The sequence below is a fragment of the Streptomyces sp. NPDC004327 genome (assembly GCF_042873935.1).
In the GTDB taxonomy this organism is placed as follows: Bacteria; Actinomycetota; Actinomycetes; order Streptomycetales; family Streptomycetaceae; genus Streptomyces.
The window spans coordinates 407,986-433,616 of sequence record NZ_JBIAME010000009.1 but is presented as its reverse complement, the minus strand read 5'-3'; the positions used below and the strand labels follow the sequence as shown (position 1 = coordinate 433,616).

Here is a 25,631-nt window from a genome sequence, read left to right as displayed (position 1 = left end):
GACGTCGGGCCGTACGAACGGCGTACAAACGACGCCCGCCCGGTTGCCCCACCCTTTCGTACCACCCATAGACTGAACATCCAGCAGGTGGCTACACGCTCGAAAGGCGCTCTCGTGTCCATCGGCAACTCCCCCGAATCCCCCGAGGACGACCGGAACTTCCCGGCAGATGACCGGGATTCGATCGGCCGTGCCCTCCAGCACGCCCGTGTCGCCGCCGGTCTCACCGTCGAAGAGGTCAGCGCCTCCACCCGCGTGCGCGTCCCGATCGTGCACGCGATCGAGGAGGACGACTTCTCGCGCTGCGGCGGCGACGTCTACGCCCGCGGACACGTCCGCACGCTCGCGCGCGCCGTAGGGCTCGATCCGGCCCCGCTGATCGAGCAGTACGACGCCGAGCACGGCGGCCGTCCCTCGCCCACCCCCGCCGCCCCGCTGTTCGAGGCGGAACGCATCCGCCCCGAGCCGCGCCGCCCCAACTGGACCGCCGCCATGGTCGCGGCCATCGTGGCCGTCGTCGGCTTCGTCGGCTTCACCATGTTCAACGGGACCGACGGGCCGGGCACCGGTGGCGCGGTCGCGGAGGGTCCGGCCCCGGCGACCAAGCCCGCCACCGCCCCGGCGCCCGCCAAGACCAAGCCGGCCCGGCCGGCCGACCCCAAGCCCGTGCCCTCCGAGAGCGCCATCGCGGCGGTCCCGGCGGACAAGGTCACGGTCAAGCTCACCGCGAACGGCGACAAGAGCTGGATCTCGGCCAAGGCCCACGACGGCAAGCTGCTCTTCGACGGGCTGCTCCAGGCGGGCGAGTCCAAGACCTTCCAGGACGACGAGCGCATCGATCTCATCCTCGGCAACGCCGGTCCGATCGAGCTCTACGTCAACGGCAAGAAGATCGGCGACACCTTCGAGTCCGGCCAGGTCGAGCGCCTGTCGTACACCAAGGGCGACCCCGAGGCGGGCTGAGCCCCGGCGGCTTCCCGCCACAGGATGTGACGGCCGTCGCGCAGGTGAACCCTGCGCGACGGAGTAACGGCCGGGACGAAGTAGTCTTGAGCCCATGCTTGAACGCCGTACCGTCGCCCTTGTCACTCTCGGCTGCGCCCGTAACGAGGTGGACTCGGAGGAGCTCGCAGGCCGCTTGGCAGCGGACGGCTGGGAGCTCGTCGAGAACGCCGAGGACGCAGACGTCGCCGTCGTCAACACCTGTGGCTTCGTCGAAGCCGCCAAGAAGGACTCGGTCGACGCCCTCCTCGAAGCCAATGATCTGAAGGACCACGGCCGCACCCAGGCCGTCGTCGCCGTCGGCTGCATGGCCGAGCGCTACGGCAAGGAGCTCGCCGACGCGCTGCCCGAGGCCGACGGAGTGCTCGGCTTCGACGACTACGCCGACATCTCCAACCGCCTCCAGGTCATCCTCAGCGGTGGCAGCGTCGAGGCGCACACCCCGCGCGACCGGCGCAAGCTGCTCCCGCTGTCGCCCGTCGAGCGCCAGGAGGCCGCGGCCGCCGTCGCCCTCCCGGGCCACGGGGACGCCGCCGAGGCACCCGAGGCCCCGCAGAACGTCCCCTCCGACCTCCCCGAGGGCCTCGCGCCCGCCTCCGGGCCGCGCGCGCCGCTCCGGCGCCGTCTGGACACCAGCCCCGTCGCCTCCGTGAAGCTGGCCTCCGGCTGCGACCGGCGCTGCTCCTTCTGCGCCATCCCGTCCTTCCGCGGCTCCTTCGTCTCGCGCCGGCCGTCCGACGTGCTCAACGAGACGCGCTGGCTCGCCGAGCAGGGCGTGAAGGAGATCATGCTGGTCTCCGAGAACAACACCTCGTACGGCAAGGACCTCGGCGACATCCGCCTCCTGGAGAGCCTGCTGCCCGAGCTGGCGGCCGTCGACGGCCTGGAGCGCGTCCGCGTCAGCTACCTGCAGCCCGCCGAGATGCGCCCCGGCCTGATCGACGTGCTCACCTCGACCGAGAAGGTCGTCCCGTACTTCGACCTGTCCTTCCAGCACAGCGCCCCGGACGTGCTGCGGGCGATGCGCCGCTTCGGCGACACCGACCGCTTCCTGGAGCTCCTGGAGACCATCCGCACCAAGGCCCCGACCGCCGGTGCCCGCTCCAACTTCATCGTCGGCTTCCCCGGCGAGACCGAGGCGGACTTCAAGGAGCTGGAGCGCTTCGTCACGAACGCCCGGCTCGATGCCATCGGCGTCTTCGGCTACTCCGACGAGGACGGCACCGAGGCCGCCACCTACGAGCACAAGCTGCCGCAGGACGTCGTCGACGAGCGCCTCGCCCACCTCTCCCGGCTCGCCGAGGAGCTCACCGCACAGCGTGCGGAGGAGCGGATCGGCGAGACCCTGGAAGTACTGGTCGAGTCCTTCGACGAGGAGGAGGACGGCTGGATCGGCCGCGCCGCCCACCAGGCGCCGGAGACCGACGGCCAGGTGCTGATCACGGCGGACTCGGCCGAGGGCCTCGGCCTCGCCCCGGGCCGCATGGTCAGGGCGGAGGTGGTCGCCACCGAGGGCGTCGACCTGGTGGCGGAGTGTCTCATCGAGGAGGCCGGCAGATGACCGGAGTCCCGGCATCCGCGACGGGCGGGACCGGAAGGCCCGCGCCCCGCGGGAAGCTGGGCGCTGCGGCCGTCAACCAGGCCAGCCTCTGGAACATCGCGAACATCCTCACCATGATCCGCCTGGTGCTCGTGCCCGGCTTCGTGGTGCTGCTGCTCATGGACGGCGGACACGATCCCGTCTGGCGGGCCTGGGCGTGGGCGGCGTTCGCGGTGGCCATGATCACGGACGTGTTCGACGGGCATCTGGCGCGGACGTACAACCTGGTCACGGACTTCGGGAAGATCGCCGACCCGATCGCCGACAAGGCGATCATGGCGGCCGGTCTGATCTGCCTGTCCTCGCTCGGCGACCTGCCGTGGTGGGTGACCGGGGTGATCCTCGCCCGGGAGCTCGGCATCACGCTGATGCGGTTCTGGGTGATCCGGCACGGGGTCATCCCGGCCAGCCGCGGCGGCAAGATGAAGACGCTCGCGCAGGGCACGGCGGTCGGCATGTACGTGCTCGCGCTCGTCGGTCCACTCGCCACCCTGCGCTGGTGGGTGATGGCGCTCGCCGTCGTGCTGACGGTCGTCACCGGTCTGGACTACGTCCGGCAGGCGGTCGTGCTGCGCCGCCGCGGACTCGCCGCGCAGCGCGCGGCGGCCGAGTCGGCCGCCGCGGGGACGTCCGGGGGGACGGAGACACGATGAGCCAGGCCGCCCGGGTGCTGGAGCTGCTCGCGGAGCGTGGTCACACGCTCGCCGTCGCGGAGTCCCTCACGGGTGGTCTGGTGGCCGCGGAGCTGACGGACGTGCCCGGGGCCTCGAAAAGCTTCCGCGGCTCCGTCACGGCCTACGCCACGCCCCTCAAGGAGCTGCTGCTCGGCGTGGACGGCACCCTACTGGCGGAGCGCGGCGCGGTGGACCCGGAGGTCGCCCTGCAGATGGCGGCCGGTGTGCGCGCCCGGCTCGGCGCCGACTGGGGCGTAGCGACGACCGGTGTGGCGGGGCCCGATCCGCAGGACGGACAGCCCGTGGGGACGGTCTACGTGGCCGTCGCGGGCCCGCAGGGCCGGGCCGCGGGCGCGGCCGCGGCGGGGAAGGTGGCCTCGTTGCGGTTGAACGGCGGTCGAGCGGAAATCCGTAGAGAGAGTGTACGGAGCGTGCTCGAATTGCTGTGTGAACTGCTCGCCGACGAACACTCGGAAAATGCGCGGGCACAGGATACGGAACAGAACGGGGGAGAATGATGTTTGCAGCCATGAGTGAACACGACATCGCTCCCCGCACGGCCGCGGCGCGAGGCGGTACGGTGGGGCGTGAAGGATGCGGCTACGCGGTCCGAGGAGGGAGCCACCGATGATTCTGCTCCGTCGCCTGCTGGGTGACGTGCTGCGTCGGCAGCGCCAGCGCCAGGGCCGTACTCTGCGCGAAGTCTCCTCGTCCGCCCGAGTCTCGCTCGGCTATCTCTCCGAGGTGGAGCGGGGGCAGAAGGAGGCTTCCTCCGAACTGCTCTCCGCTATCTGCGACGCGCTGGACGTACGGATGTCCGAGCTCATGCGTGAAGTGAGCGACGAGCTGTCACTGGCCGAACTGGCCCAGTCGGCGGCGGCCGGCGAGCCGATGAGGGCACCGGTGCGACCGATGCTCAATTCGGTGTCGGTGACGTCGGCGCTCGGCGTGCCCACCGAGCGGGTGACCATCAAGGCGCCCGCGGAGGCGGTCGACGTCGTCGCCGCCTGACGCCTGACGGCACAGCACGTGTGTGAAGCCCCGGTCGGTGCCCTGTGCGGGCGCCGGCCGGGGCTCTTCGCGTTGGAGATGCCGACTGAGGGCCTGCCGTGCCATGGTGGAGGACGTGCGCCTTGGAGGTGTGGGCCGCGATGCGGTCCGTGCGCCGGGCTTGCCTCTTGTGCGCCCTCCCGCCGGGTGATCCCGCGGGACTAGCGTCGACCGGAGGAGGCGGCCATGGTGCGGCGACGGGTTCCGCTGGTGACGCTCATGCTGGTCGCGGCCGGACTGGTGGCCGGCGGGCTCTGGTGGTGGGCGGTGCTGCGTCTGCTGCTGGTGCCGGGGGAGACGGGACCGGTCGAGGGGGCGGTGGCCGCGGGCGGCTGGGGGCTGAGCCTGTTGCCGGTGCACGTGGCCGCCTCTTCGGGGAAGCGCGGGGTCACCAGGGCATCGCGACGCCGCCGTTGGGGCGCAGGATCTGACCCGTCGTGAACGACGAGGCGTCACAGGCGAGATGGAGCACCGCGTGCGCGATGTCCGCCGGTTCGCCCACGCGGCCCAGCGGTGAGACGCGCACCATCGCCGCCTCGGCCTGCTCCTGCGCGGCCGGCTCGTGCCGGTCGGTCATGGGCGTACGGATCCAGCCCGGCGCGACCGCGTTGACCCGGATGCCGTGCCGCCCCACCTCGGCGGCGAGCGTCTTGGTCAGCTGCACCACGGCCGCCTTGGCGACGCTGTAGCAGAGCAGGCCCGGGCTCGCGGTGTCCATCGCGCCCGAGGCCATGGTGACGACGGAGCCGGGCACCCCGTGCTCGATCATCGAGCGGGCCGCTTCCTGGCAGGCGTGCAGCACGCCCTTGAAGTTCACCGCCAGGACCCGGTCCAGGTCCTCGTCGCGGGTGTCCAGGACCGTGCTGGTGTGCATGATCCCGGCGACGGCCGCCATCACGTGCAGCGGGCCCGCGGCGCGTACGGCGGCGGTGAGGGCGGCGCGGTCGGTGACGTCCAGGACATGGGCGTGCGCGGTGCCGCCCCGGCGGCCGATACGGGCCGCGGTCTCCTTCAGGCCGGGCTCGTCGAGGTCGGCGCAGTGCACGGTCGCCCCGGCCTCGGCGAGGAGTTCGGCGGTCGCGCGGCCGATGCCGCTCGCCGCGCCGGTGACGAACGCGGTGCGGCCGGTGAGGTCGTACGCCGTGCGGAAGTCGAGGGCCATGTCCGGACCGTACGACCGGATCTGACAGGTCGTCAATTGTGTTGCCCGGCTTTTACGGGGCCTGCCGCGGGCCGCGCTGGCAGCCCGGGCACCAGTACGTCACCCGGTCCGCGAGCTCGGCCTTGCGGACCGTACCCCCGCAGCGCGGACAGGGGCGGCCCTCGCGCCCGTACACGTACAGGCGCTCGCCGGAGCGGCGGGTGGTGGTCGTCCGGCGGTCGGGGCGGTCCTTGTTCGCCTCCAGGAGCCGGTGCGCCGTGGCCACCAGCCGCTCGGGGACACCCGGGTCCAGCTCGCCGACCGGGAGCCAGGGCGTCACACCGGCCAGGAACGCCAGCTCCGACTTGTAGACGTTGCCGATCCCGGCGAGATTGCGCTGGTCGAGCAGGGCCTCGCCGAGCGGGCGGGCCGGATCGGCGGCCAGCCGGCGCACCGCCTCCGCCGGATCCCAGTCCGGGCCGAGCAGATCGGGACCGAGATGGCCGACCGCCCGCCCCTCCTCGGCGGTGCGGATCAGCTCCAGGACGGGGAGCCGGTAGCCGTACGCCGTGAACTCCGCGTTCCCGAGGATGGCCCGGATCTGGTGCGCGGGGCCGCCGTGCGGGCGCTCGCCCGTGGCGTACACCCGCCAGACCCCGTCCATCCGCAGATGCGAGTGGAGCGTGAGCCCGCCCTCGACGCGGGCCAGCAGATGCTTGCCGCGCGGGGTGACGTCGAGGACCCGCCGGCCCGTGAGGTCGGCCGTCGCGAACCGGGGCACGCGCAGGTCCGAGCGGGTGAGGACCCGGCCGGCGAGCGCCGCGTCGAGCCGATGGGCCGCGTACCAGACGGTGTCTCCTTCGGGCATGGGCCCATCATGCCGCGCCGCCGGCCCCGGCCACGCAAGGAGCGGGCGCACGCCGCCCGGGTCAGGCGCGCAGCCGCAGGCCCCGGGGCGTGGCGTGGAAACCGGCGGCCTCCAGCGGGCGGGCGAGCGGCGAGGTCAGGGCCGTGGCGCCGTTGATCCGCTCCACCGTGACCGTGCCGAGCGAACCCGCCGAGGCCGCCGCCGCCAGGGCCTCGGCGGCCGCCCGCAGCGCCGGGGAGTCGGGCTCCACGGGCCACGAGAGCAGCGTCTTGCCACCGCGCTCCATGTAGAGCGTCAGCTCGCCGTCGACGAGGACCACCATCGCGCCGGCCTTGCGGCCCGGCTTGTGACCGGCGCCGGCCGGCGGCTCGGGCCAGGACAGCGCGGCCCCGTACGCGTTCGCCGGATCGGCCGCCGCGAGCACCACCCCGCGCGGGCCCGCGCCCTCCTCGGCGCCCCGGTCCCGGGCGTTCGCCGCCGCGCGCAGCCGGTCCACGGCCCCGTCCATGGCGAACTGGGCGGCGCCCAGACCCTCCACCACATAGCCTCGGCGGGCCTGCCCGCTGTCCTCGAAGGCCGACAGGATCCGGTACGTCGCCGAGAAGCCGCCCTCGACGCCCTCGGCGGCCACCGCGCCTCGGGTCACCACACCGTGCCGGTCCAGGAGCGTACGGGCCAGGGCGTGCGCGCGGTGGGTCGGCTCGGGCTCCAGGGGCGGCAGCAGCGACCAGCGGCCGCTCACCGTCGGCGGACCGGAGCGGGAGGCCGGGCGGGCGGCGGCGCTCAGCGTCCCGTACCGGCCGCGCGGGACCGTGCGGCGGGCCCGGTGGGCCGTCGAGCCGGCCGTGCGGCCCGAGCCCAGCAGGGAGCGCAGCGGGGCCAGGGTGTCGTTGGTGAGCCGCCCGGACCAGGCCAGGTCCCACACCGCGTCGGCGAGCTGCGGATCGGTGGCGTCCGGATGGGTGGTGGCCCGCACCTGGTCGGCGATCTGGCGGAAGAACAGCCCGTAACCGCCGGTGAGCGCGGTCAGCACCGACTCGTGGAGCCCGGTCTGCTCCAGCGGGTGCGGCGGCGGCAGGAGCAGCGGCGCGGCGTCGGCCAGATAGAGCGAGATCCAGCCGTCCTTGCCCGGCAGCGCCCCCGCGCCCGCCCAGACGACCTCGCCGGTCGTCGTCAGCTCGTCGAGCATGCCCGGCGCGTAGTCCCGCACCCGGGACGGCAGGATCAGCTTCTCCAGCGCGGAGGCGGGCACCGGCGCGCCCTGGAGCTGCTCGACCGCCCGGGCCAGGCCGTCGATCCCGCGCAGGCTGCTGCCGCCCAGATGCTGCCACTGGGGCAGGAAGGTGGCGAGCGCGGCCGGCGGGACCGGCTCCAGCTCGTGCCGCAGCGCGGCGAGGGAGCGGCGGCGCAGCCGGCGCAGGACGGTGGCGTCGCACCACTCCTGGCCGATCCCCGACGGATGGAACTCGCCCTGGACCACCCGGCCGGCGGCGGCCAGCCGCTGCAGGGCGCCGTCGGTGACCGCCGGGCCGAGGCCGAAGCGGGCGGCGGCCTGCGAGGAGGTGAACGGGCCGTGGGTGCGGGCGTGGCGGGCGAGGAGGTCGCCCAGCGGGTCCTTCACCGGCTCCGTGAACGCCTCCGGCACGCCCACCGGCAGCGCGGTGCCCAGCGCGTCGCGCAGCCGGCCCGCGTCCTCGATCGCCGCCCAGTGCCCGGCGCCCGCGATCCGCACCCGGATCGCCCGCCGGGACCGGCCCAGCTCCTCCGCCCAGCCGGCCTCCGCGCCGCGCTCGGCGAGCTCGGCGTCCGTCAGCGGCCCGAGGACCCGCAGCAGGTCCGCGACGCCCTCCGGATCCTTGATCCGCCGGTCCTCGGTGAGCCACTGGAGCTCCCGCTCCAGCTCGGCGAGCACGTCCGCGTCGAGCAGCTCGCGCAGCTCCGCCTGGCCGAGCAGCTCGGCGAGCAGCCGCGAGTCGAGCGAGAGCGCGGCCGCCCGCCGCTCGGCGAGCGGCGAGTCGCCCTCGTACAGGAACTGCGCCACGTACCCGAAGAGCAGCGAGCGGGCGAACGGGGACGGCTCCGGCGTGGTGACCTCCACCAGACGCACCCGGCGGGACTCCAGATCGCCCATCAGCTCGCGAAGGCCGGGCACGTCGAAGACGTCCTGGAGGCACTCGCGGACCGCCTCCAGGACGATCGGGAACGAGCCGAACTCGCTCGCCACCTGCAGCAGTTGCGCCGCCCGCTGCCGCTGCTGCCACAGCGGGGTGCGCTTGCCGGGATTGCGCTTGGGCAGCAGCAGGGCGCGCGCCGCGCACTCCCGGAACCGGGAGGCGAACAGGGCCGAGCCGCCGACCTGGTCGGTGACGACCTGCTCGATCTCGCCCTTGTCGAAGGCCACATCGGCCGCGCCGACGGGCGCCTGCTCGCTGTCGAAGGCGGTGTCGGCGAACCGGCCCGGGTCCACCGGCTCGCCGTCGAGCAGGTCCAGGCCCATCAGGTCGGCGTCCGGCAGGCGCAGCACGATGCCGTCGTCGGCGTGCATGACCTGCGCGTCCATCCCGTACCGCTCGGCGAGCCGGGCACTCAGGGCGAGCGCCCACGGGGCGTGCACCTGCGCGCCGAACGGGGAGTGGATGACGACCCGCCAGTCGCCCAGCTCGTCGCGGAACCGCTCGACCAGGATCGTCCGGTCGTCCGGCACATGGCCGCACGCCTCGCGCTGCTCGGCCAGATACGCGATCACGTTCTCCGCCGCCCAGGCGTCGAGCCCGGCGGCCAGCAGCCGCAACCGCGCGTCGTCCGGCGCCAGGGCGCCCACCTCGCGCAGGAACGCGCCGACCGCCCTGCCCAGTTCGAGCGGGCGGCCCAGCTGGTCGCCCTTCCAGAACGGCAGCCGGCCCGGCACGCCCGGCGCGGGCGAGACCAGCACCCGGTCGCGGGTGATGTCCTCGATGCGCCAGGACGTCGTGCCGAGCGTGAAGACGTCGCCGACCCGCGACTCGTACACCATCTCCTCGTCCAGCTCGCCGACCCGGCCGCCGCCCTTCTTCGGGTCGCTGCCGGCCAGGAACACCCCGAAGAGGCCCCGGTCGGGGATCGTGCCGCCCGAGGTGACGGCGAGCCGCTGCGCGCCCGGCCGGCCCGTGACCGTGCCCGCCACCCGGTCCCACACCACGCGCGGACGCAGCTCGGCGAAGGCGTCCGAGGGATAGCGGCCGGCCAGCATGTCCAGGACCGCCGTGAACGCCGACTCCGGCAGCGCCGCGAACGGCGCCGCCCGGCGGACCGTCGCGAGCAGGTCGTCCACCTGCCAGCTGTCCAGCGCGACCATCGCCACCAGTTGCTGCGCGAGCACGTCCAGCGGGTTCGCCGGCACCCGCAGCGACTCGATGGAGCCCACCCGCATCCGCTCGGTCACCACCGCCGACTGCACCAGGTCGCCCCGGTACTTCGGGAAGACCACGCCCGTGGACACCGCGCCCACCTGGTGCCCCGCGCGGCCCACGCGCTGCAGCCCGGAGGCCACCGACGGCGGCGACTCCACCTGCACGACCAGGTCCACCGCGCCCATGTCGATGCCCAGCTCCAGGCTGGACGTGGCCACCACGGCGGGCAGCCGGCCCGCCTTCAGGTCCTCCTCGACCTGGGCGCGCTGCTCCTTGGAGACCGAGCCGTGGTGCGCCCGGGCGAGCAGCGGCGGCGCGCCCTGCGCCGCTCCCGACTGCGCCATGATCTCGGCGGGCGGCGCGCCGTCCGGAAGGGCCTCGCCGGTCGCCCGCTCGTACGCGATCTCGTTCAGCCGGTTGCACAGCCGCTCGGCCAGGCGGCGCGAGTTGGCGAAGACGATCGTCGAGCGGTGCGCCTGCACCAGGTCGGCGATCCGCTCCTCCACATGCGGCCAGATCGACGGCCGGTCGCCGCCCTCCGCAGCGTCGGACGCGGGCGAGCCGCCCAGCTCGCCCATGTCCTCCACGGGCACGACCACGGAGAGGTCGAACTCCTTGCCCGACGGCGGCTGGACGATCTCCACCTTCCGCTGCGGCGACAGATAGCGCGCCACTTCCTCCACCGGCCGCACCGTCGCCGACAGGCCGATCCGCCGCGCCGGGCGCGGCAGCAGCTCGTCGAGCCGCTCCAGGGACAGTGCCAGATGCGCGCCGCGCTTCGTCCCGGCGACCGCGTGCACCTCGTCCAGGATCACCGTCTCCACGCCCGCGAGGGCGTCCCGGGTGGCCGACGTCAGCATCAGGAACAGCGACTCGGGCGTGGTGATCAGGATGTCCGGCGGCCGGGTCGCCAGCGCCCGCCGCTCGGCCGGCGGCGTGTCGCCCGAGCGGATGCCCACCTTGATGTCCGGCTCCGGCAGTCCGAGCCGCACCGACTCCTGGCGGATACCGGTGAGCGGCGAGCGCAGATTGCGCTCCACGTCGACGGCGAGCGCCTTCAGTGGCGACACGTACAGCACCCGGCAGCGCTTCTTCGCGTCGGCGGGCGGCGGTGTGGCCGCCAGCCGGTCGAGCGAGGCCAGGAACGCGGCCAGCGTCTTGCCGGAACCCGTCGGCGCCACGACGAGCACGTCGGCCCCCGCGCCGATGGCCCGCCAGGCGCCCTCCTGCGCGGCGGTGGGCGCGGTGAAGGCCCCGGTGAACCAGCTGCGGGTCGCGGGGGAGAACGCGTCGAGTGCGGACCTGACCATGTCCCCCATCGTGCACCCCGCCACTGACAACCGCCCGGACCTGGGGAAACCCGGCAGGAAACGGGTTGCGGAGGTGGCGCAGAATGAGGACATGGCGAGCGCTGACGCGGAGAACGGCGACGCGGGCGGAACCGGCCCGGCCGGAGCCCGCGGACGCCTGCCGGGCGCCGCGCCCTCGGGTGCCGGCCCCAAGGCCCGGGAGCCGATCGGTCGCGGTGACCCCGGGCGGGCCGGGCAGACCGCGAGGCGACCGCGCGGGCACTCCGTCGCCGAAGGCGACCGCAGTGGGGCGCCCGCTGACGGCGGCGGGGCCGGCGGCCCCGGCCGGGCCGGGGAGCGGGCGCGGTACTGGCAGCCGGCCGGGCTGCCCGGGGTGGACCTGCTGCACGCGCACTACGTGCGCAAGTCGTTCTCCCGGCACACGCACGAGAGCTTCGTCTTCGCGGCCATCACCGAGGGCGTCGAGGCCTTCCACTACGGCAGCGACCTCGTGCGGGCCGGGCCCGGGCAGATCGCGCTGGTCAACCCGGACACCCCGCACACCGGGCACGCGGGCGTGCCCGAGGGCTGGACGTACCGCACGATCTACCCCGACGCCGAGCTGATCCGCGCCATCGCCGACGACACGATCGCGCTGCGCGGCGACGTCGGCTTCACCACGCCCGTCGTGGACGACCCGTACGCGGCACGGCTCGTCGTCGGCGTGCACCGGGCCGCCGAGGAGGGCAACGCGCTGGCCGCCGACAGCCTGCTGCGCCTGGTCACCGCGCGGATGCTGCGCAGCCACGGCGGCCGGACCACCCCGCTGACCCCGCGCGCGGCCGGGGCTCGGGACGCGGCACGCGCGCGTGCCCTCCTGGAGGAGAGGATGGTCGAGCCGCCGACCCTGGAGCGGCTCGCCGCCGAACTCGGCACCAGCCCCTTCGCGCTGCTGCGGGCCTTCCGGGCCGCGTACGGGATGCCGCCGCACACCTGGCTGACCGACGCCCGGGTCCGGCGGGCCCGGGGCCTGCTGGACGCGGGGACGCCCCCGGCGGAGGCGGCCGTCATCGTCGGCTTCACCGACCAGTCGCACCTCAGCCGGCACTTCACACGGAGCGTCGGAGTGCCGCCGGGCGCGTACCAGCGGGCCCGCGCAGCACGCTGACCGGGCCGCGCAGCACGCTGACCGGGCCGCGTGGCGCGCTGACCGGGCCGCGCGGCGGGCGCGGGGTCTCGCCGGCCCGCCCCGAGGCAGGTCCCTGCCGGGCTCGTGCCAGGTCCGAGCCAGGTCCGCTCACGGCCCGCGCAAGAACGTACAAGACCGGTCGCCGGCCGCCTCGTAGCGTCGCTGACGTGGCCGAACAGACAGCACCTCCCGCAATACCCGCGCGCGGAGAGCCCCCCAAGCCCCCCGTGCCCGCCGCGCACGCGGCACCCGACGCGCACGCAGCGCCCTCCGCGCCCGCCGCCAAGAGCGACGCCGCCGTCGTCCGCGACGCCCTCGGGGTGGGCATCGCCGTCGGGCTCTCCGGCTTCGCCTTCGGCGTGACCTCGGCCGGCGCCGGACTCACCGTGCTCCAGACCTGTGTGCTGAGCCTGTTCGTCTTCACCGGCGCCTCGCAGTTCGCCCTGGTGGGCGCGCTCGCGGCGGGCGGGAACCCGTTCACCGCCGCCGCCGGGGCCTTCTTCCTCGGCACCCGCAACGCCTTCTACGGGCTGCGCCTGTCCCAGCTGCTCGCGCTGCGCCGCCTCGTCCGCCCGTTCGCCGCGCAGTGGGTCATCGACGAGACCACGGCCGTGGCCCTCGCCCAGCCCACCCGCCGGGCCGCCCGCATCGGCTTCACCGTCACCGGCCTCAGCCTGTACGTGCTGTGGAACGTCTCCACGCTGCTCGGCGCGCTCGGCGCGCAGGCCATCGGCGACACCGGCGCCTGGGGCCTGGACGCGGCCGGTCCCGCGGTCTTCCTCGCGCTGCTCGCGCCCATGCTCAAGACCGCCACCGAGCGGGCCACCGCCGCCCTCGCCGTACTGCTGGGCCTGGGCCTGCTGCCCGTGCTCCCGGCCGGCGTGCCGGTCCTGGCCGCCGCGCTCGCCGCACCCGCCGTGCTCTGGTTCCGGGGCCGCCACGACGGCCACGGCCACCGGGACCGCCGCAAGGAGACCGTCCGATGAACGTCTGGCTCGCCATCGCGCTGACCGCCGCCGGCTGCTACCTCGTCAAACTGCTCGGCCTGCTCGTCCCGGCCGGCACCCTGGAGCGCCCGCTGGTCCAGAAGCTCGCCGCACTGGTCCCGGTCGCCCTGCTCGCGGCCCTCACCGCCCAGCAGACCTTCAGCGCCCAGGGCGCCCTCACCATCGACGCCCGCGCCGCCGGCGTCGGCGCGGCGGCCGTCGCACTGCTCCTGAGGGCCCCGTTCCTGGTGGTCGTCGGCGCGGCCGTGCTCGTGACGGCCGGGGTGCGGGCGCTGAGCGGCTGACGGCGCGGCCGGCGGCCCCGCCGGGCACCCCGGCCGGCCGCTCAGCCGATCGTCCGGCCGTGCGCGCGCAGCGTCCGCAGCGCCTCCACCGTGACGATCGGGCGCCATTCCAGCGCCGAGCCCGGCGCCCACTGGCGCCAGCCGATCGGCCAGCCGCCGTCCTCGTCCTGAGTGGCCGCGAGGTGGTCGAGCGACCTGGACATCTCCTCCTCGGTGAACCAGCGGCGGGCGAGCGAGTCCGGTACGCGCGCGTAGTCGTGCGGATAGTGGTGCTCGCCCGGTGCGTAGCCCGCGGCGACCGGATAGTCCTCCGGCCGCCGCGGGTCGAGGACCGCGAGCCGCTGCTCGCGCACCATGCGGCCGAGCCGGTCGCTCGCCGCCTGCGCGCGGGCGCGGTCCGGGACGCCGTCGAGGAAGGCGACGGCGGCCTGGATCTCGTACGGATGGGACTTCTCCAGGCCGTCCACGGCGGCCCAGCAGAACTCGGTGGCCCGGAACAGCCAGGCGTGCCAGACCTGGTTGCGGTGCAGCAGGCCGACCACCGGGCCGGTGGCGAGCAGCTCGCTCGGCGGCGCGTCGACGACGGGCACGAACGGGGCCGCCGGATAACCGCGTTGCGAGGGGTGGACGGCGGGCAGCGCGCCGTCGTGGGTGGACACGTCGGTCAGATAGCGGCAGATCCGCTCGACCCGCAGCCCGCCGCACCGCCCGACGGAGTCGAGGACCCGCAGCGCGTGCGCGGTGTGCAGGGGCTGGCTGACCGGTCCGCGCAGATCGGGTTCGAGGGCGTGGCCGTAGCCGCCGTCCTCGTTGAGGTACGCGGTGAGCGCGGACTCGACCGGGTCGGCGCCGCCGCGCAGGAAGTGGTAGGCGAACCGGCGCTGTTCGAGCACGCGGGCGGTCAGCCAGACGAACCGCTCGGCCCGCGCGAGCGGTGACGCGGAAGGAGCGGGGATTTCTGGAGGATTTCCGGCCATGCTCCGACCGTAGGCGGGAAACCGCGTCTGACAAGGTCTTCGGCCCGGGCTGCACTCGTGAGGGCGGGATACTGGGGTCATGCGGTTGACGATTTTCTGGGAACGGATGGCCGACCACTTCGGTGCGGCCTACGCCGAGACCTTCGCCCGGGACCATGTGATGTCGGAGCTCGGCGGACGCACGGTGCACGAGGCGCTCGACGCGGGCTGGGAGGCCAAGGACGTCTGGCGGGCGGTCTGCGCCGCCGTCGGCGTGCCCGGCGAGAAGCGGTGATGTGACGGTCCGGGACGGATTGTCCGCGCGGTGCGCGAGACTGGCGGGGTGGCCCCGAATGACGCGAACGATGACGAGACCCGTGACGACACCCGCTCCGCACCCCGCTCCGACCTCCGGCCCGCCTCCGGCGGCGGCTCGACAGGGACGGTGACCGCCGACCCGGCCGCGACCGGCCCGGCCCCGGGCGGCTCCGCGACACCGGCGCCACCGGACCCGACCCCGGCCTCCGCCGATCCCGCCCCGGCCGGCGGCTCCGCGCGCATGCCGCGCTGGCTGCCCCGCGCCCTGATACTCGCGCTCGCCCTCTACGCCTGCTTCCAGCTCGGCAACTGGGCCTTCCACCAGCTCATCGGGCTGCTCGTCAACATCCTGCTCGCCTTCTTCCTGGCCCTCGCCATCGAGCCGGCCGTCGGGCGGATGGCGGCGCGCGGGATGCGCCGGGGGCTCGCCACCTTCCTGGTCTTCTTCGCCGTGCTGATCGCCGGCATCGGCTTCGTGGTGATGCTCGGCTCGATGCTCGCGGGCCAGATCGTCGACATGGTCGAGAACTTCCCCAAGTACCTCGACCTGCTGATCAACTGGATCAACCAGCACTTCCACACCGAGCTGTCCCGGGTCGCGGTCCAGGACAGCGTGCTGCGCTCGGGCTGGCTGCAGAAGTACGTGCAGAACAGCGCCTCCGGCGTGCTCGACGTCTCCGCGACCGTGCTCGGCGGCATGTTCAAGCTGCTGACGATCTTCCTCTTCGCGTTCTACTTCGCCGCCGACGGCCCGCGGCTGCGCCGGGCGCTGTGCTCCGTGCTGCCGCCGGCCAAGCAGACCGAGGTGCTGCGGGCCTGGGAGATCGCCGTCGACAAGACCGGCGGCTACCTCTACTCGCGCGGTCTGATGGCGCTGATCTCGGGCGTGGCGCACTTCGTGCTCTTCGAAATCCTGGGCGTGCCGTACGCGCCGGCGCTCGGCGTCTGGGTCGGCCTGGTCTCGCAGTTCATCCCGACCATCGGCACCTACCTCGCGGGCGCCCTGCCGATGCTGATCGCCTTCACCGTCGACCCCTGGTACGCGCTGTGGGTGCTGATCTTCGTCGTGGTCTACCAGCAGTTCGAGAACTACATGCTGCAGCCCAAGCTGACCTCGAAGACGGTGGACATCCATCCGGCCGTGGCCTTCGGCTCGGTCATCGCGGGCACGGCGCTGCTCGGCGCGGTCGGCGCCCTGATCGCGATCCCCGCCGTCGCCACCCTCCAGGCGTTCCTCGGCGCCTACGTGAAGCGGTACGACGTGACCGACGACCCGCGGGTGCACGGTCATCGGCGGTACGGGGAGGCGGTCGTCGCCCGGCTGCAGCGGGCGCTGCAGCAGCGCAGGGAGCAGTAGCCGCACGGCGGCCGTCCGGCCCTCGGGGGCGGGGCGCGCCACCTGGCGTGGTGCGCTTGACACCAAAATCGAACATCCATTCTTATGGGTCCACGGGCCTTGGAATCACCGGCTTGTCGCCGAGTTATCCACAGGCTGAGAGAGACGTCGGGGCCCATTGTCAGTGGCAGGGGTTAGCGTCTTTCACATGAAGCGATCGACTCAAGCAAACCGGGTGGAACCCATGGCAGGAACCGACCGCGAGAAGGCGCTCGACGCCGCGCTCGCACAGATTGAACGGCAATTCGGCAAGGGTGCCGTCATGCGCATGGGAGAGCGCTCGAAGGAGCCGATCGAGGTCATCCCGACCGGTTCGACCGCCCTCGACGTCGCGCTCGGCGTCGGTGGCCTGCCGCGCGGCCGTGTCGTGGAGATCTACGGCCCGGAGTCCTCCGGTAAGACGACCCTGACCCTGCACGCCGTGGCCAACGCGCAGAAGGCCGGCGGTCAGGTCGCCTTCGTGGACGCCGAGCACGCCCTCGACCCCGAGTACGCCCGCAAGCTGGGCGTCGACATCGACAACCTGATCCTGTCCCAGCCGGACAACGGCGAGCAGGCCCTCGAGATCGTCGACATGCTGGTCCGCTCCGGCGCCCTCGACCTGATCGTCATCGACTCCGTCGCCGCGCTCGTCCCGCGCGCGGAGATCGAGGGCGAGATGGGCGACTCCCACGTCGGTCTCCAGGCCCGACTGATGAGCCAGGCCCTCCGGAAGATCACCAGCGCGCTCAACCAGTCCAAGACCACCGCGATCTTCATCAACCAGCTCCGCGAGAAGATCGGTGTGATGTTCGGCTCGCCGGAGACCACGACCGGTGGCCGCGCCCTGAAGTTCTACGCTTCCGTGCGGCTCGACATCCGCCGCATCGAGACCCTCAAGGACGGCACGGAGGCGGTCGGCAACCGCACCCGCGTCAAGGTCGTCAAGAACAAGGTCGCGCCCCCCTTCAAGCAGGCCGAGTTCGACATCCTCTACGGCCAGGGCATCAGCCGCGAGGGCGGCCTGATCGACATGGGCGTGGAGCACGGCTTCGTCCGCAAGGCCGGTGCCTGGTACACCTACGAGGGCGACCAGCTCGGCCAGGGCAAGGAGAACGCCCGCAACTTCCTGAAGGACAACCCCGATCTCGCCAACGAGATCGAGAAGAAGATCAAGGAGAAGCTGGGCGTCGGCGTCCGGACCGAGGAGCCCTCGGCGGAGCCGGGCGCGGACGCCGCCAGCGGCACGGACGCGGCGGGCGACGAGGCGGGCAAGTCCGTCCCGGCCGCGGCCAAGGCCGCCAAGGTGACCAAGGCCACCACGGCCAAGAGCTGACCCGGTGACCGGTCGCACCGAATGGCCGGACGACAGCCCCGACTCGTCGAGGGCCGAGAAGGAGCTGTCGTCGCAGGACCCGGCTGAGCGGGCGCGGGCGATCTGCCTGCGCCTGCTCACCGGGACCCCCCGCACCCGCAAGCAGCTCGCCGACGCCCTGCGCAAGCGGGACATCCCGGACGAGATCGCCGAGGAGGTGCTGTCCCGCTTCGAGGACGTCGGGCTCATCGACGACGCCGCCTTCGCCGGCGCCTGGGTCGACTCCCGGCACCACGGCCGGGGCCTGGCCCGCCGCGCCCTCGCCCGCGAGCTGCGCACCAAGGGAGTCGACCCCACCCTGATCCAGGAGGCCGTCGACCGCCTCGACTCCGACCAGGAGGAGGAGCGGGCCCGCGAGCTCGTCGACCGCAAGCTGCGCGCCACCCGCGGCCTGGAGCGCGACCGGCGGCTGCGCAGGCTCGCCGGCATGCTCGCCCGCAAGGGATACCCCGAGGGCATGGCGCTGCGGGTGGTCCGCCAGGCCCTGGCGGAAGAGGGCGAGGACACCGAGGGCCTGGACGAACCCTTCTAGGGGGATTCCTCTCCAGCGGCCTCATGGGGCGGCGACGGCGGCACCGGCGGGGGCGGTGACGCAGGCGCCAGTACCGGCAGGCCCGCCGCCTTCCACGCCTGGAAGCCGCCGATGACGTCCGTCGCGCGGTGCAGGCCCAGCAGCCGCAGGGACGCGGCGGCGAGGGAGGAGGCGTAGCCCTCGTTGCAGAGGACCACGACCCGCAGATCGTGACTGCCGGCCTCGGGGAGGCGATGGCTGCCGAGCGGGTCGAGGCGCCACTCCAGCTCGTTGCGCTCGACGACCAGCGCGCCCGGGATCAGGCCGTCCCGCTCGCGCAGGGCCGCGTAGCGGGTGTCGACCAGGACCGCGTCACCCGCCCGGTGCGCCTCGTACGCCGTACGGGCGTCGATCCGGTCCAGACCGGCCCGCACCCGCTCCAGCAGCTCGTCGATGCCGATCGGCTCGGGAGCCCGTCCGGTGGTCCGTCCGCTGGTCCGCTCGTCGCTCACTGCCAGTCCTCCGGGCGCTCGATCTGCTCCAGGCTCAGGATCGCGCCGGTCCGGCTGAAGCGCCGGATCAGGGGGAGCGGCGGGTAGTAGGCGTGCACCGAGATCGCGTGCTCGTCCGGGGACTCGTTGAGCACCTCGTGCACATGGTGGCGGCCGAAGGCCCGGCCGCGGCCGGCCGGGAGGGCGCGGCTGCGGTCGACGTCGTCGGCGAGTTCGAGGTTCTTCCAGCCGTCCGCCGGGAGCCGCACGGCGAGGGAGTGCTCGCGCAGGGTGCCACGCGCGGTGGCGAAGGCGCCGAGCGACTCGGCGTGGTCGTGCCAGCCGGTGCCCGTGCCGGGCGGCCAGCCGATGAGCCATGCCTCGCTGCCGCCCGGTCCGTCGAGCCGTACCCAGGTACGGCCCTCGGGGTCGAGCGGGAGCGAGGCGATCAGCGCGGTGTCGGCGGCCGTGCGCCGGACGAAGTCGAGGAGCTCGGCCTGGGAAGGGGAGGGGGTGGGGGAGGGGGAGCCCGAAACGGGCGCGAGGGCGTGCGGGGGCTGGGGCACGGATGACCGTCCTGGAGGTTCGCGAAGCCGCGCACGACCGGTCCGGTGTGCGCGAGCGGGAAAGGGAGGCGAATTCAGCAGGACGGGCGACACACGCAGCCCGCGTAACGGATCAGGTCCACATGGACCCTCCGCCACAGGCGCACAGGGGTGTCGGTCACGCTCCGGAGTACACCATGCACGCCCGCGGCGGTCAATCGACCGTCAGTTTGCCTCGGCGCCCGCGTCCGCGCCGACCTCCTCGCCGGCCTCGTCCGCCTCGTCCTCCTCCGGCTCCTCGGCCCCCTCGCTCCCGCCCCGTACCGCGTCCGCCGCCGCGTGCAGCTCCTCCGGCCGCACCCCGGCGAAGGCGGCGGCCAGATGGCCGTCGGGGCGGACGAGCAGCACCGCGTGGGCCGGGGCGCCCGGGTAGGCCTCGGTGACCAGCAGTTCGGCCGGGGCGGGCAGCGCCTCCACGGCCTCGGCGAGCCGCGGCATCACGCCCGCGCTCACCCAGTGCCGGCGGTCCCACACCCCGGTGCCCGGGGCGACGAGCACGACGAGCAGCCGGCCCCGGCCGAGCCGGTCCCGGAGCCGCACGGTCGCGCCGTCGGGCGCGGTCACCCGCACATCCTCGACCGGAGCGCCGTCCGGCGTGCCCACCGGGATGCGGCCCTCGGCGGGCTCGGGCGCGAGCGGCGAGTGCGGATAGGCGGGCAGTGCGCCGAGCGGGCCGCGGCCCAGGTGCCCGTCGGTGAGCAGGGTGTCGTGGCTCCGTCCGCCGCCCGGCAGGATGGTGCGCAGCCCCCCGCCGCCGCGCAGCAGCGGCAGCGCCTGGTCGGCCGCGCGCAGCAGGCCGGCGACGGCGGCCCGGCGCTCGCTCTGGTAGCTGTCGAGCAGCACGGGCGAGGCATCCGGGTGGTGCCAGGTGTGGGCGAGCTTCCAGGCCAGGTTGTCGACGTCCCGCAGGCCCTCGTCGAGGCCCTGGGTGCCGACCGCGCCGAGCAGGTGCGCCGCGTCCCCGGCGAGCAGCACGCGGTCCACCCGCCAGCGCCGGGCGAGCCGGTGGTGCACGGTGTACACGCCGGTGTCGATCAGCTCGTACGCCGGGGTGGTGCCCTCGCACCAGCCGGCCAGGGTCTCGCGGATGCGGACGACGAGCGCGTCGGGGGTGACCAGGTCGCCGCGGGGCGGCAGCAGCCAGTCGATCCGCCACACCCCGTCCGGCAGCGGCCGGGCCGCGATCTCCTCGCCGACGCCCCGCCACGGCGGCTGACGGTGCAACAGGGCCTCGCCGGCCCAGGGGAGTTCGGTGCGCAGCGCGGCGACCGCGTGCCGTTCCACCGCCGTGCGGCCGGGGAAGCGGACGCCGAGCAGCTTGCGCACGATCGAGCGGGCTCCGTCGCAGCCGACCAGATGGCTGCCGCGCCACCAGCGGCCGGCCGGGCCCCGGGTGTGGGCGCGGACACCGAACGCGTCCTGCTCGATGGTGTCGACCCGGGAGTCGGTGACGAGGGTGACGAGCGGCTGCCGGGCGACGGCGTCGCGCAGGCCGCGGGCGAGCGCGTGCTGCGGGATGTGCAGCGGGGCGGCCGGGGCCTCCGGGCCGTCCCCGGCGCCGTCGTCGCCGGGCACGCCCAGACCCAGGTCGAGGGCGACGTACCGGGTCTGCTGCCGGCGGCGCCTCGCGCGCCAGCCGACCCAGCGCAGTCCCTCGTCACGCAGTGTGGCGCAGCCGAGCCGCTCCACCAGGGCGGCCATGTCGGCGCGCAGCACGACGGTGCGCGCGGGGCGGGGTTCCTCCTTGCCCGGGCTCTCGTCCAGGACGACGCTGGGCACGTCCTGGGCGGCCAGGGCGAGGGAGAGCGCGAGGCCTACGGGCCCCGCGCCCACGATGATCACCGGGTCCACGGTGCGGCTCCTGAACCTGAATGCGCGCAGGGCCGTACGGTGTCGGTCCGTACGGCCGCGCGGGAAGCACAGCAGAGGGTGGCGCGGGCCCGGAGCTTGATCACAGAACGTATGCAACCCACTGCGGGTGCGTGCGTCAAGTGACAAGGGCAGCGGCGGTCGCCACTGCCCCCGGATGATGTCACATGCCGTCAGTTCTTCGTGATGTCAGGTCCCCCGGCAGCGGCGCCGGCCGCGGCGTCGGCCGTCTCCGCCCCGGCGGCCGGGGCCTCGGCCGGCGCGGCCTTGATGCCGGTCTTCGCCCGCCGGCCGCGCTTCTCGATCCAGGTCGCGAGCGCGGACAGGGCGAGGCAGAGCGCGATGTAGAGGGCGCCGAAGACCACGATCACGGACACGTACGGGTACTGGCCGTTGACGAGGGTGTTCGAGGCGATCAGGCGGGCCGAGTAGAGCAGCTCGGGGTAGAGGATGACGAAACCGAGCGAGGTGTCCTTGAGGGTGACCACCAGCTGGCTGATGATCGTCGGCAGCATGGCCCGGACCGCCTGCGGCAGCAGGACGCTCGTCATCACCTGGGTCTTGGTCATGCCGAGTGCGTACGCCGCCTCGCGCTGGCCGCGCGGCACCGCGTTGACGCCGGCGCGCAGCACCTCGGCCTGGACGCAGCCGTTGTAGACCGACAGACCGAGGGCGAGCGCCCACATCGAGTAGTCGGTGAGGAAGCCGACCCACACCGCGAAGATCGTGATGAGCAGCGGGATGGAGCGGAAGACCTCGATGAAGGCGGTGGCCGCCCAGCGGACCGCCTTGTGGTCGGAGAGCCGGCCGACGGCGAGCAGCACGCCGAGGACGAGGGAGCCGACGGCGGCGAGGCCGAACGCCTTCAGGGTGGCGAGCAGCGCGTCGGCGATGTTCTGCCGGATGCCCGCGTAGTTGAAGATGTCCCACATCGCGTAGTCCAGATGGCCCTTGTCGCTCAGCCGCATGATGCTGACGGCGAGCAGGGCGAGGATGGCGAGGCTGCCGACGACGGCGTAGATCCGGTTGCGGACCTTGGCCTTGGGGCCGGGGGCGTCGAAGAGAACGCTGGCGCTCATCGGGCGACCTCCAGGTTGCGCTCAAGGAGACGGAAGAGTCCGCTGATGGCGAAGGTGATGACGAGGTAGGCGAGGGCGACCCAGATGAAGATCGGGACGATCGCGTAGCCCTGCTCGCTCATCAGGGTCTGCCAGCCGAAGAGTTCGGTGACGCTGAAGGCGCCGGCGATGGCCGAGTTCTTGGTCAGCGCGATGAAGATCGAGCTCAGCGGGGGCAGCACGGTGCGGGTGGCCTGCGGCAGCACGATCAGCCGCAGCGTCTGCGTGAAGCTCAGGCCGAGCGAGCGGGCGGCCTCGGCCTGGCCCAGCGGCACGGTGTTGATGCCGGAGCGGACGGCCTCGCAGACGAACGAGGAGGTGTAGAAGCCGAGCGCGAGCGAGGCGAGCACGAAGGAGCTCATACCCGGGAAGAGGATCTCCGGGACGACGAAGAAGAAGACCAGGAAGAGCAGCGTGAGCGGGGTGTTGCGCAGCAGCGTCACCCAGGCGGTGCCGAAGAAGCGCAACGGGGGGACGGGGGAGACCCGGAAGCCGGCGATGACGATGCCGAGGAGCAGCGCGATGACCGAGCTCACGGCGGTGATCTCCACGGTTCCTATGAAACCGTTGCGGAACTCCGCGAAATTGTCGAGCAGTACGTTCATGAGGACTCCGCGTCGGCGGCAGGCTTACGGGCGGGGGGCGTGCGGGCAGAGGTGGGGCGCCCCGTGGCACCGAGGGGAGGGGACGGTGCCACGAGGCGCTCACTCGGAGGTGGTTCGCAGGGGCCGCTCAGTAGCGGACGACCGCCGGCGGCTCGGTGTAGTCCGAGCCGGACAGGCCGAGGGTGGCCGCGTAGATCTTCTTGTAGGTGCCGTCCTTCTCGTGCGCCTCGAGGATGTCGTTCACCTTGTCGCGCAGCACCTTGTCGTCCTTGTTCATGCCGATGCCGTAGGGCTCCTCGGTGAACGGCTTGCCGACGACCTTGAGCTTGCCGGCGTTGGCGGCGGCGTAGCCCTTGAGGATCGAGTCGTCGGTGGTGACGGCGTCGACCTGCTTGGTGAGCAGCTGCTGGACGCAGTCGGAGTACTTGCCGAGCTCGACGGTCTCCGCGCCGTACTGCGGCTTCTTGATCTCCTGCAGCGGGGTCGAGCCCGTGATCGAGCAGACCTTCTTGCCCTTCAGGGCCGTCGGGCCGGTGATCGCGGTCTCGTCCTTGCGGACCAGGAGGTCGGCGCCGGCCTTGTAGTACGGGCCCGCGAAGCCGACCTGCGCCTTGCGCTTGTCGTTGATCGTGTAGGTGCCGACGTAGTAGTCGACCTGACCCGTGGCGATCGCCGTCTCACGGAGCTTGGAGTCGACCGTCTTCCACTCGATCTTGTCCTCGGAGAAGCCCAGGTCGGCGGCGATCATCTTGGCGATCTCGATGTCGAAGCCGGAGCGCTTCTTCGTGGCCTGGTCCTCGAAGCCGAGGTAAGGCTGGTCGGCCTTGGAGCCGATGATCAGCTTGCCGCGCTCCTTGGCCTTCTTGAAGACCGGGGAGTTCAGGTCGACACCGCTCGCGACGGTGTACGACGGGAGCTGCGGGGCGCCGGAGTCACCGGGCTTGGTGGCGGGCTTGTCGCCGGCCGAGCCCTCCTTGCCGCCACAGGCGGTCGCGGTCAGCGCGAGCACGGCAACGGCCACGGCCGCGGTCTTGCGGAGCTTCATCGTGAACATCCCTCAGGTCGTGGGTTGTTGATCGTCAGCGATCGACGGTGATCGTCAGTGTGCAGCACGTCGCGTGCCGTGACGAAGGAGTTCCGGACGCGTCGCGCCGGCGGGTGACAGCAGGTGACCGCAGATGACTGCGGGTGGAGCGAGGTCAGTGGTGCAGGATCTTGGAGAGGAAGTCCTTGGCGCGGTCGCTGCGCGGGTTGCTGAAGAACTCGTCCGGGGTGGCCTGTTCGACGATCCGGCCGTCCGCCATGAACACCACGCGGTTGGCCGCCGAGCGGGCGAAGCCCATCTCGTGGGTGACGACCACCATCGTCATGCCCTCCGCGGCCAGCTGCTGCATGACGTCGAGGACCTCGTTGATCATCTCCGGGTCGAGCGCCGAGGTCGGCTCGTCGAACAGGATGACCTTCGGGTCCATGGCGAGCGCGCGGGCGATGGCCACGCGCTGCTGCTGGCCGCCGGAGAGCTGCGCCGGGTACTTGTCGGCCTGCGTGCCCACGCCGACCCGGTCGAGCAGCGCGCGGGCCTTGGTCTCCGCCGTCTTCTTCTCCACGCCGCGGACCTTGATCTGGCCCAGCATCACGTTCTCGAGCACGGTCTTGTGCGCGAAGAGGTTGAAGGACTGGAAGACCATGCCGACGTCGGACCGCAGCCGCGCCAGCTCCCTGCCCTCCTGGGGCAGCGGCTTCCCGTCGATGGTGATGCTGCCGGAGTCGATCGTCTCCAGCCGGTTGATCGTGCGGCACAGCGTGGACTTGCCGGACCCGGACGGACCGATGACCACCACGACCTCGCCGCGCTGGATCGTCAGGTCGATGTCCTGGAGCACGTGCAGCGCGCCGAAGTGCTTGTTGACGGCGGACAGCACGACCAGGTCGTCCGTCGCCCGCACGGCGTCCTGCGAACCCTTGGTCACTGACACTCCGCTCATCGGCTTCTCGCTCCGTCCTGCTCGGTTGGGTTGGACACTAGAGATCGGGCGGGATGACCGTCATCACATCTGAGCGAAGTTTGAGCATAACGATAGGGTCGCGGGCGGATACTCTGCGTGAACGGTATGGCCCGTGACCTCCGCACCCTGATACACAGATAGTCATCACCCGCGTGGTGCGCACCCCCTGCCGAGACCGAAAGAGGAGGGCCCATGAGACTGCTGCTCGTCGAGGACGACGACCACGTCGCCGCCGCGCTCTCCGCGATCCTCGCCAAGCACGGCTTCTCCGTCACCCACGCCCGCAACGGCGAGGAGGCGCTGCAGGCCGTGCTGCCCGCCGCGCACGGCGAGCGCCCCTCGTTCGGGGTGATCCTGCTCGACCTCGGCCTGCCGGACCTGGACGGATACCAGGTCTGCGGCCGCATCCGTAAGCTCACCAGCACCCCCGTGATCATGGTGACCGCGCGCTCCGACGTGCGCTCCCGGATCCACGGCCTCAATCTCGGCGCCGACGACTACGTCGTCAAGCCCTACGACCCCGGTGAGCTGCTCGCCCGCATCCACGCCGTCAGCCGGCGCAGCGCCGCCGGCGAGGAGACCACCGGCACCGGCGAGGACAGCAGCGTCCTGCGGCTCGGCTCCGTCACCGTCGAGCTGCCCACCCGCCGCGTCAGCGTCGACGGCGAGGTCGTCCCGCTCACCCGCAAGGAGTTCGACCTCCTCGCCCTGCTCGCCCAGCGGCCCGGCGTGGTGTTCCGCCGCGAGCAGATCATCAGCGAGGTCTGGCAGACCAACTGGGAGGGCACCGGCCGCACCCTGGAGGTCCACGTCGCCTCGCTGCGCTCGAAGTTGCGCATGCCCGCCCTGATCGAGACCGTGCGGGGCGTCGGCTACCGCCTGGTCGCACCGGCCGCGTAACCCCGCCCC

General features: G+C 73.1%; 26 protein-coding genes. 14 read left to right on the top strand and 12 right to left on the bottom strand.

Annotation, left to right across the window (positions count from 1 at the left end):
* The first annotated feature begins 114 nt into the window (after nucleotides 1-114).
* The 6 genes from ACFYU9_RS30040 (at nucleotide 115) to ACFYU9_RS30015 (ending at nucleotide 4,767) form a co-directional block, all read left to right on the top strand.
* Nucleotides 115-963, top strand: coding sequence for a RodZ domain-containing protein (locus ACFYU9_RS30040; RefSeq protein WP_389208011.1), 849 nt, complete (start codon nucleotides 115-117; stop codon nucleotides 961-963).
* Nucleotides 964-1,057: 94 nt separating this feature from the next.
* Nucleotides 1,058-2,563, top strand: a complete 1,506-nt coding sequence (gene rimO, locus ACFYU9_RS30035; RefSeq protein ID WP_389208010.1) for a 30S ribosomal protein S12 methylthiotransferase RimO — start codon at nucleotides 1,058-1,060, stop codon at nucleotides 2,561-2,563.
* The gene (pgsA, locus tag ACFYU9_RS30030) at nucleotides 2,560-3,255 is read left to right on the top strand and encodes a CDP-diacylglycerol--glycerol-3-phosphate 3-phosphatidyltransferase (RefSeq protein WP_389208008.1); all 696 of its coding nucleotides are present in this window, start codon (nucleotides 2,560-2,562) and stop codon (nucleotides 3,253-3,255) included. The genes rimO and pgsA overlap by 4 nt, the downstream gene beginning before the upstream one ends.
* Nucleotides 3,252-3,794, top strand: a complete 543-nt coding sequence (locus ACFYU9_RS30025; protein ID WP_389208006.1) for a CinA family protein — start codon at nucleotides 3,252-3,254, stop codon at nucleotides 3,792-3,794. The genes pgsA and ACFYU9_RS30025 overlap by 4 nt, the downstream gene beginning before the upstream one ends.
* A 109-nt stretch (nucleotides 3,795-3,903) precedes the next feature.
* Nucleotides 3,904-4,287 carry a helix-turn-helix domain-containing protein gene (locus ACFYU9_RS30020; protein ID WP_389208004.1) on the top strand — a complete coding sequence of 128 codons (384 nt, stop codon included), beginning with the start codon at nucleotides 3,904-3,906 and terminating at the stop codon, nucleotides 4,285-4,287.
* Nucleotides 4,288-4,512: 225 nt separating this feature from the next.
* The gene (locus ACFYU9_RS30015) at nucleotides 4,513-4,767 is read left to right on the top strand and encodes a hypothetical protein (protein WP_389208003.1); all 255 of its coding nucleotides are present in this window, start codon (nucleotides 4,513-4,515) and stop codon (nucleotides 4,765-4,767) included.
* Here ACFYU9_RS30015 and ACFYU9_RS30010 read toward each other — a convergent pair.
* The 3 genes from ACFYU9_RS30010 to ACFYU9_RS30000 all read right to left on the bottom strand — a co-directional run bounded on the left by ACFYU9_RS30010 (nucleotide 4,715) and on the right by ACFYU9_RS30000 (nucleotide 11,034).
* Entirely contained in the window at nucleotides 4,715-5,488 is a 774-nt protein-coding gene (locus tag ACFYU9_RS30010; protein WP_389346763.1) for an SDR family NAD(P)-dependent oxidoreductase, read from the bottom strand. The two genes, ACFYU9_RS30015 and ACFYU9_RS30010, sit on opposite strands and share 53 nt — an antisense overlap.
* Before the next feature lie 52 nt (nucleotides 5,489-5,540).
* A complete protein-coding gene (locus tag ACFYU9_RS30005) occupies nucleotides 5,541-6,335 on the bottom strand; it encodes a DNA-formamidopyrimidine glycosylase family protein (protein ID WP_389346761.1) in 795 nt (264 codons plus the stop codon).
* Nucleotides 6,336-6,396: 61 nt separating this feature from the next.
* Nucleotides 6,397-11,034 carry an ATP-dependent helicase gene (locus ACFYU9_RS30000; protein ID WP_389346759.1) on the bottom strand — a complete coding sequence of 1,546 codons (4,638 nt, stop codon included), beginning with the start codon at nucleotides 11,032-11,034 and terminating at the stop codon, nucleotides 6,397-6,399.
* Nucleotides 11,035-11,125: 91 nt separating this feature from the next.
* Between ACFYU9_RS30000 and ACFYU9_RS29995 the strand changes: the two genes are divergently transcribed.
* From ACFYU9_RS29995 to ACFYU9_RS29985, 3 genes are all read left to right on the top strand, one after another.
* On the top strand, nucleotides 11,126-12,181 hold the full coding sequence (locus ACFYU9_RS29995; protein WP_389346757.1) for an AraC family transcriptional regulator: 1,056 nt from the start codon (nucleotides 11,126-11,128) through the stop codon (nucleotides 12,179-12,181).
* Nucleotides 12,182-12,429: 248 nt separating this feature from the next.
* Entirely contained in the window at nucleotides 12,430-13,188 is a 759-nt protein-coding gene (locus ACFYU9_RS29990) for an AzlC family ABC transporter permease (protein ID WP_389346755.1), read from the top strand.
* The gene (locus ACFYU9_RS29985; RefSeq protein ID WP_389207992.1) at nucleotides 13,185-13,493 is read left to right on the top strand and encodes an AzlD domain-containing protein; all 309 of its coding nucleotides are present in this window, start codon (nucleotides 13,185-13,187) and stop codon (nucleotides 13,491-13,493) included. Before ACFYU9_RS29990 ends, ACFYU9_RS29985 begins: the two co-directional genes overlap by 4 nt.
* A 41-nt stretch (nucleotides 13,494-13,534) precedes the next feature.
* Here ACFYU9_RS29985 and ACFYU9_RS29980 read toward each other — a convergent pair whose 3' ends face one another.
* On the bottom strand, nucleotides 13,535-14,470 hold the full coding sequence (locus ACFYU9_RS29980) for a hypothetical protein (RefSeq protein ID WP_389207990.1): 936 nt from the start codon (nucleotides 14,468-14,470) through the stop codon (nucleotides 13,535-13,537).
* A gap of 79 nt (nucleotides 14,471-14,549) precedes the next feature.
* On the opposite strand from ACFYU9_RS29980, the gene ACFYU9_RS29975 reads away from it, so the two are divergent.
* From ACFYU9_RS29975 to recX, 4 genes are all read left to right on the top strand, one after another.
* The gene (locus ACFYU9_RS29975; protein WP_389207988.1) at nucleotides 14,550-14,744 is read left to right on the top strand and encodes a DUF3046 domain-containing protein; all 195 of its coding nucleotides are present in this window, start codon (nucleotides 14,550-14,552) and stop codon (nucleotides 14,742-14,744) included.
* Between the two features lie 264 nt (nucleotides 14,745-15,008).
* Nucleotides 15,009-16,124 (top strand): AI-2E family transporter, encoded by a 1,116-nt coding sequence (locus tag ACFYU9_RS29970; RefSeq protein ID WP_389208077.1) that lies wholly within the window; start codon nucleotides 15,009-15,011, stop codon nucleotides 16,122-16,124.
* A gap of 223 nt (nucleotides 16,125-16,347) precedes the next feature.
* The gene (recA, locus tag ACFYU9_RS29965; RefSeq protein WP_389207987.1) at nucleotides 16,348-17,478 is read left to right on the top strand and encodes a recombinase RecA; all 1,131 of its coding nucleotides are present in this window, start codon (nucleotides 16,348-16,350) and stop codon (nucleotides 17,476-17,478) included.
* A 4-nt stretch (nucleotides 17,479-17,482) separates the two neighbouring features.
* Complete coding sequence (recX, locus tag ACFYU9_RS29960; protein ID WP_389207985.1) at nucleotides 17,483-18,049, top strand: recombination regulator RecX; 567 nt, start codon at nucleotides 17,483-17,485, stop codon at nucleotides 18,047-18,049.
* Here recX and ACFYU9_RS29955 read toward each other — a convergent pair.
* From ACFYU9_RS29955 to ACFYU9_RS29920, 8 genes are all read right to left on the bottom strand, one after another.
* Nucleotides 18,046-18,540, bottom strand: coding sequence for a rhodanese-like domain-containing protein (locus tag ACFYU9_RS29955; protein WP_389346753.1), 495 nt, complete (start codon nucleotides 18,538-18,540; stop codon nucleotides 18,046-18,048). The two genes, recX and ACFYU9_RS29955, sit on opposite strands and share 4 nt — an antisense overlap.
* Entirely contained in the window at nucleotides 18,537-19,085 is a 549-nt protein-coding gene (locus ACFYU9_RS29950; RefSeq protein ID WP_389346751.1) for a cysteine dioxygenase, read from the bottom strand. Before ACFYU9_RS29950 ends, ACFYU9_RS29955 begins: the two co-directional genes overlap by 4 nt.
* A gap of 74 nt (nucleotides 19,086-19,159) precedes the next feature.
* Entirely contained in the window at nucleotides 19,160-19,231 is a 72-nt protein-coding gene (locus ACFYU9_RS29945) for a putative leader peptide (RefSeq protein ID WP_372455820.1), read from the bottom strand.
* 58 nt (nucleotides 19,232-19,289) lie between these two features.
* Nucleotides 19,290-20,975: an FAD-dependent monooxygenase gene (locus tag ACFYU9_RS29940; protein WP_389346749.1), complete on the bottom strand. Its 1,686-nt coding sequence runs from the start codon at nucleotides 20,973-20,975 to the stop codon at nucleotides 19,290-19,292.
* 191 nt (nucleotides 20,976-21,166) lie between these two features.
* Nucleotides 21,167-22,072, bottom strand: coding sequence for an amino acid ABC transporter permease (locus ACFYU9_RS29935; RefSeq protein ID WP_389207978.1), 906 nt, complete (start codon nucleotides 22,070-22,072; stop codon nucleotides 21,167-21,169).
* Nucleotides 22,069-22,716, bottom strand: a complete 648-nt coding sequence (locus ACFYU9_RS29930; protein WP_389346747.1) for an amino acid ABC transporter permease — start codon at nucleotides 22,714-22,716, stop codon at nucleotides 22,069-22,071. The genes ACFYU9_RS29935 and ACFYU9_RS29930 overlap by 4 nt, the downstream gene beginning before the upstream one ends.
* Before the next feature lie 127 nt (nucleotides 22,717-22,843).
* Nucleotides 22,844-23,761 carry a glutamate ABC transporter substrate-binding protein gene (locus ACFYU9_RS29925; RefSeq protein ID WP_389207974.1) on the bottom strand — a complete coding sequence of 306 codons (918 nt, stop codon included), beginning with the start codon at nucleotides 23,759-23,761 and terminating at the stop codon, nucleotides 22,844-22,846.
* Nucleotides 23,762-23,915: 154 nt separating this feature from the next.
* A complete protein-coding gene (locus ACFYU9_RS29920) occupies nucleotides 23,916-24,701 on the bottom strand; it encodes an amino acid ABC transporter ATP-binding protein (RefSeq protein WP_389346745.1) in 786 nt (261 codons plus the stop codon).
* A gap of 213 nt (nucleotides 24,702-24,914) precedes the next feature.
* Between ACFYU9_RS29920 and ACFYU9_RS29915 the strand changes: the two genes are divergently transcribed.
* On the top strand, nucleotides 24,915-25,622 hold the full coding sequence (locus ACFYU9_RS29915; RefSeq protein ID WP_389207970.1) for a response regulator transcription factor: 708 nt from the start codon (nucleotides 24,915-24,917) through the stop codon (nucleotides 25,620-25,622).
* The last annotated feature ends 9 nt before the right edge of the window (nucleotides 25,623-25,631 follow it).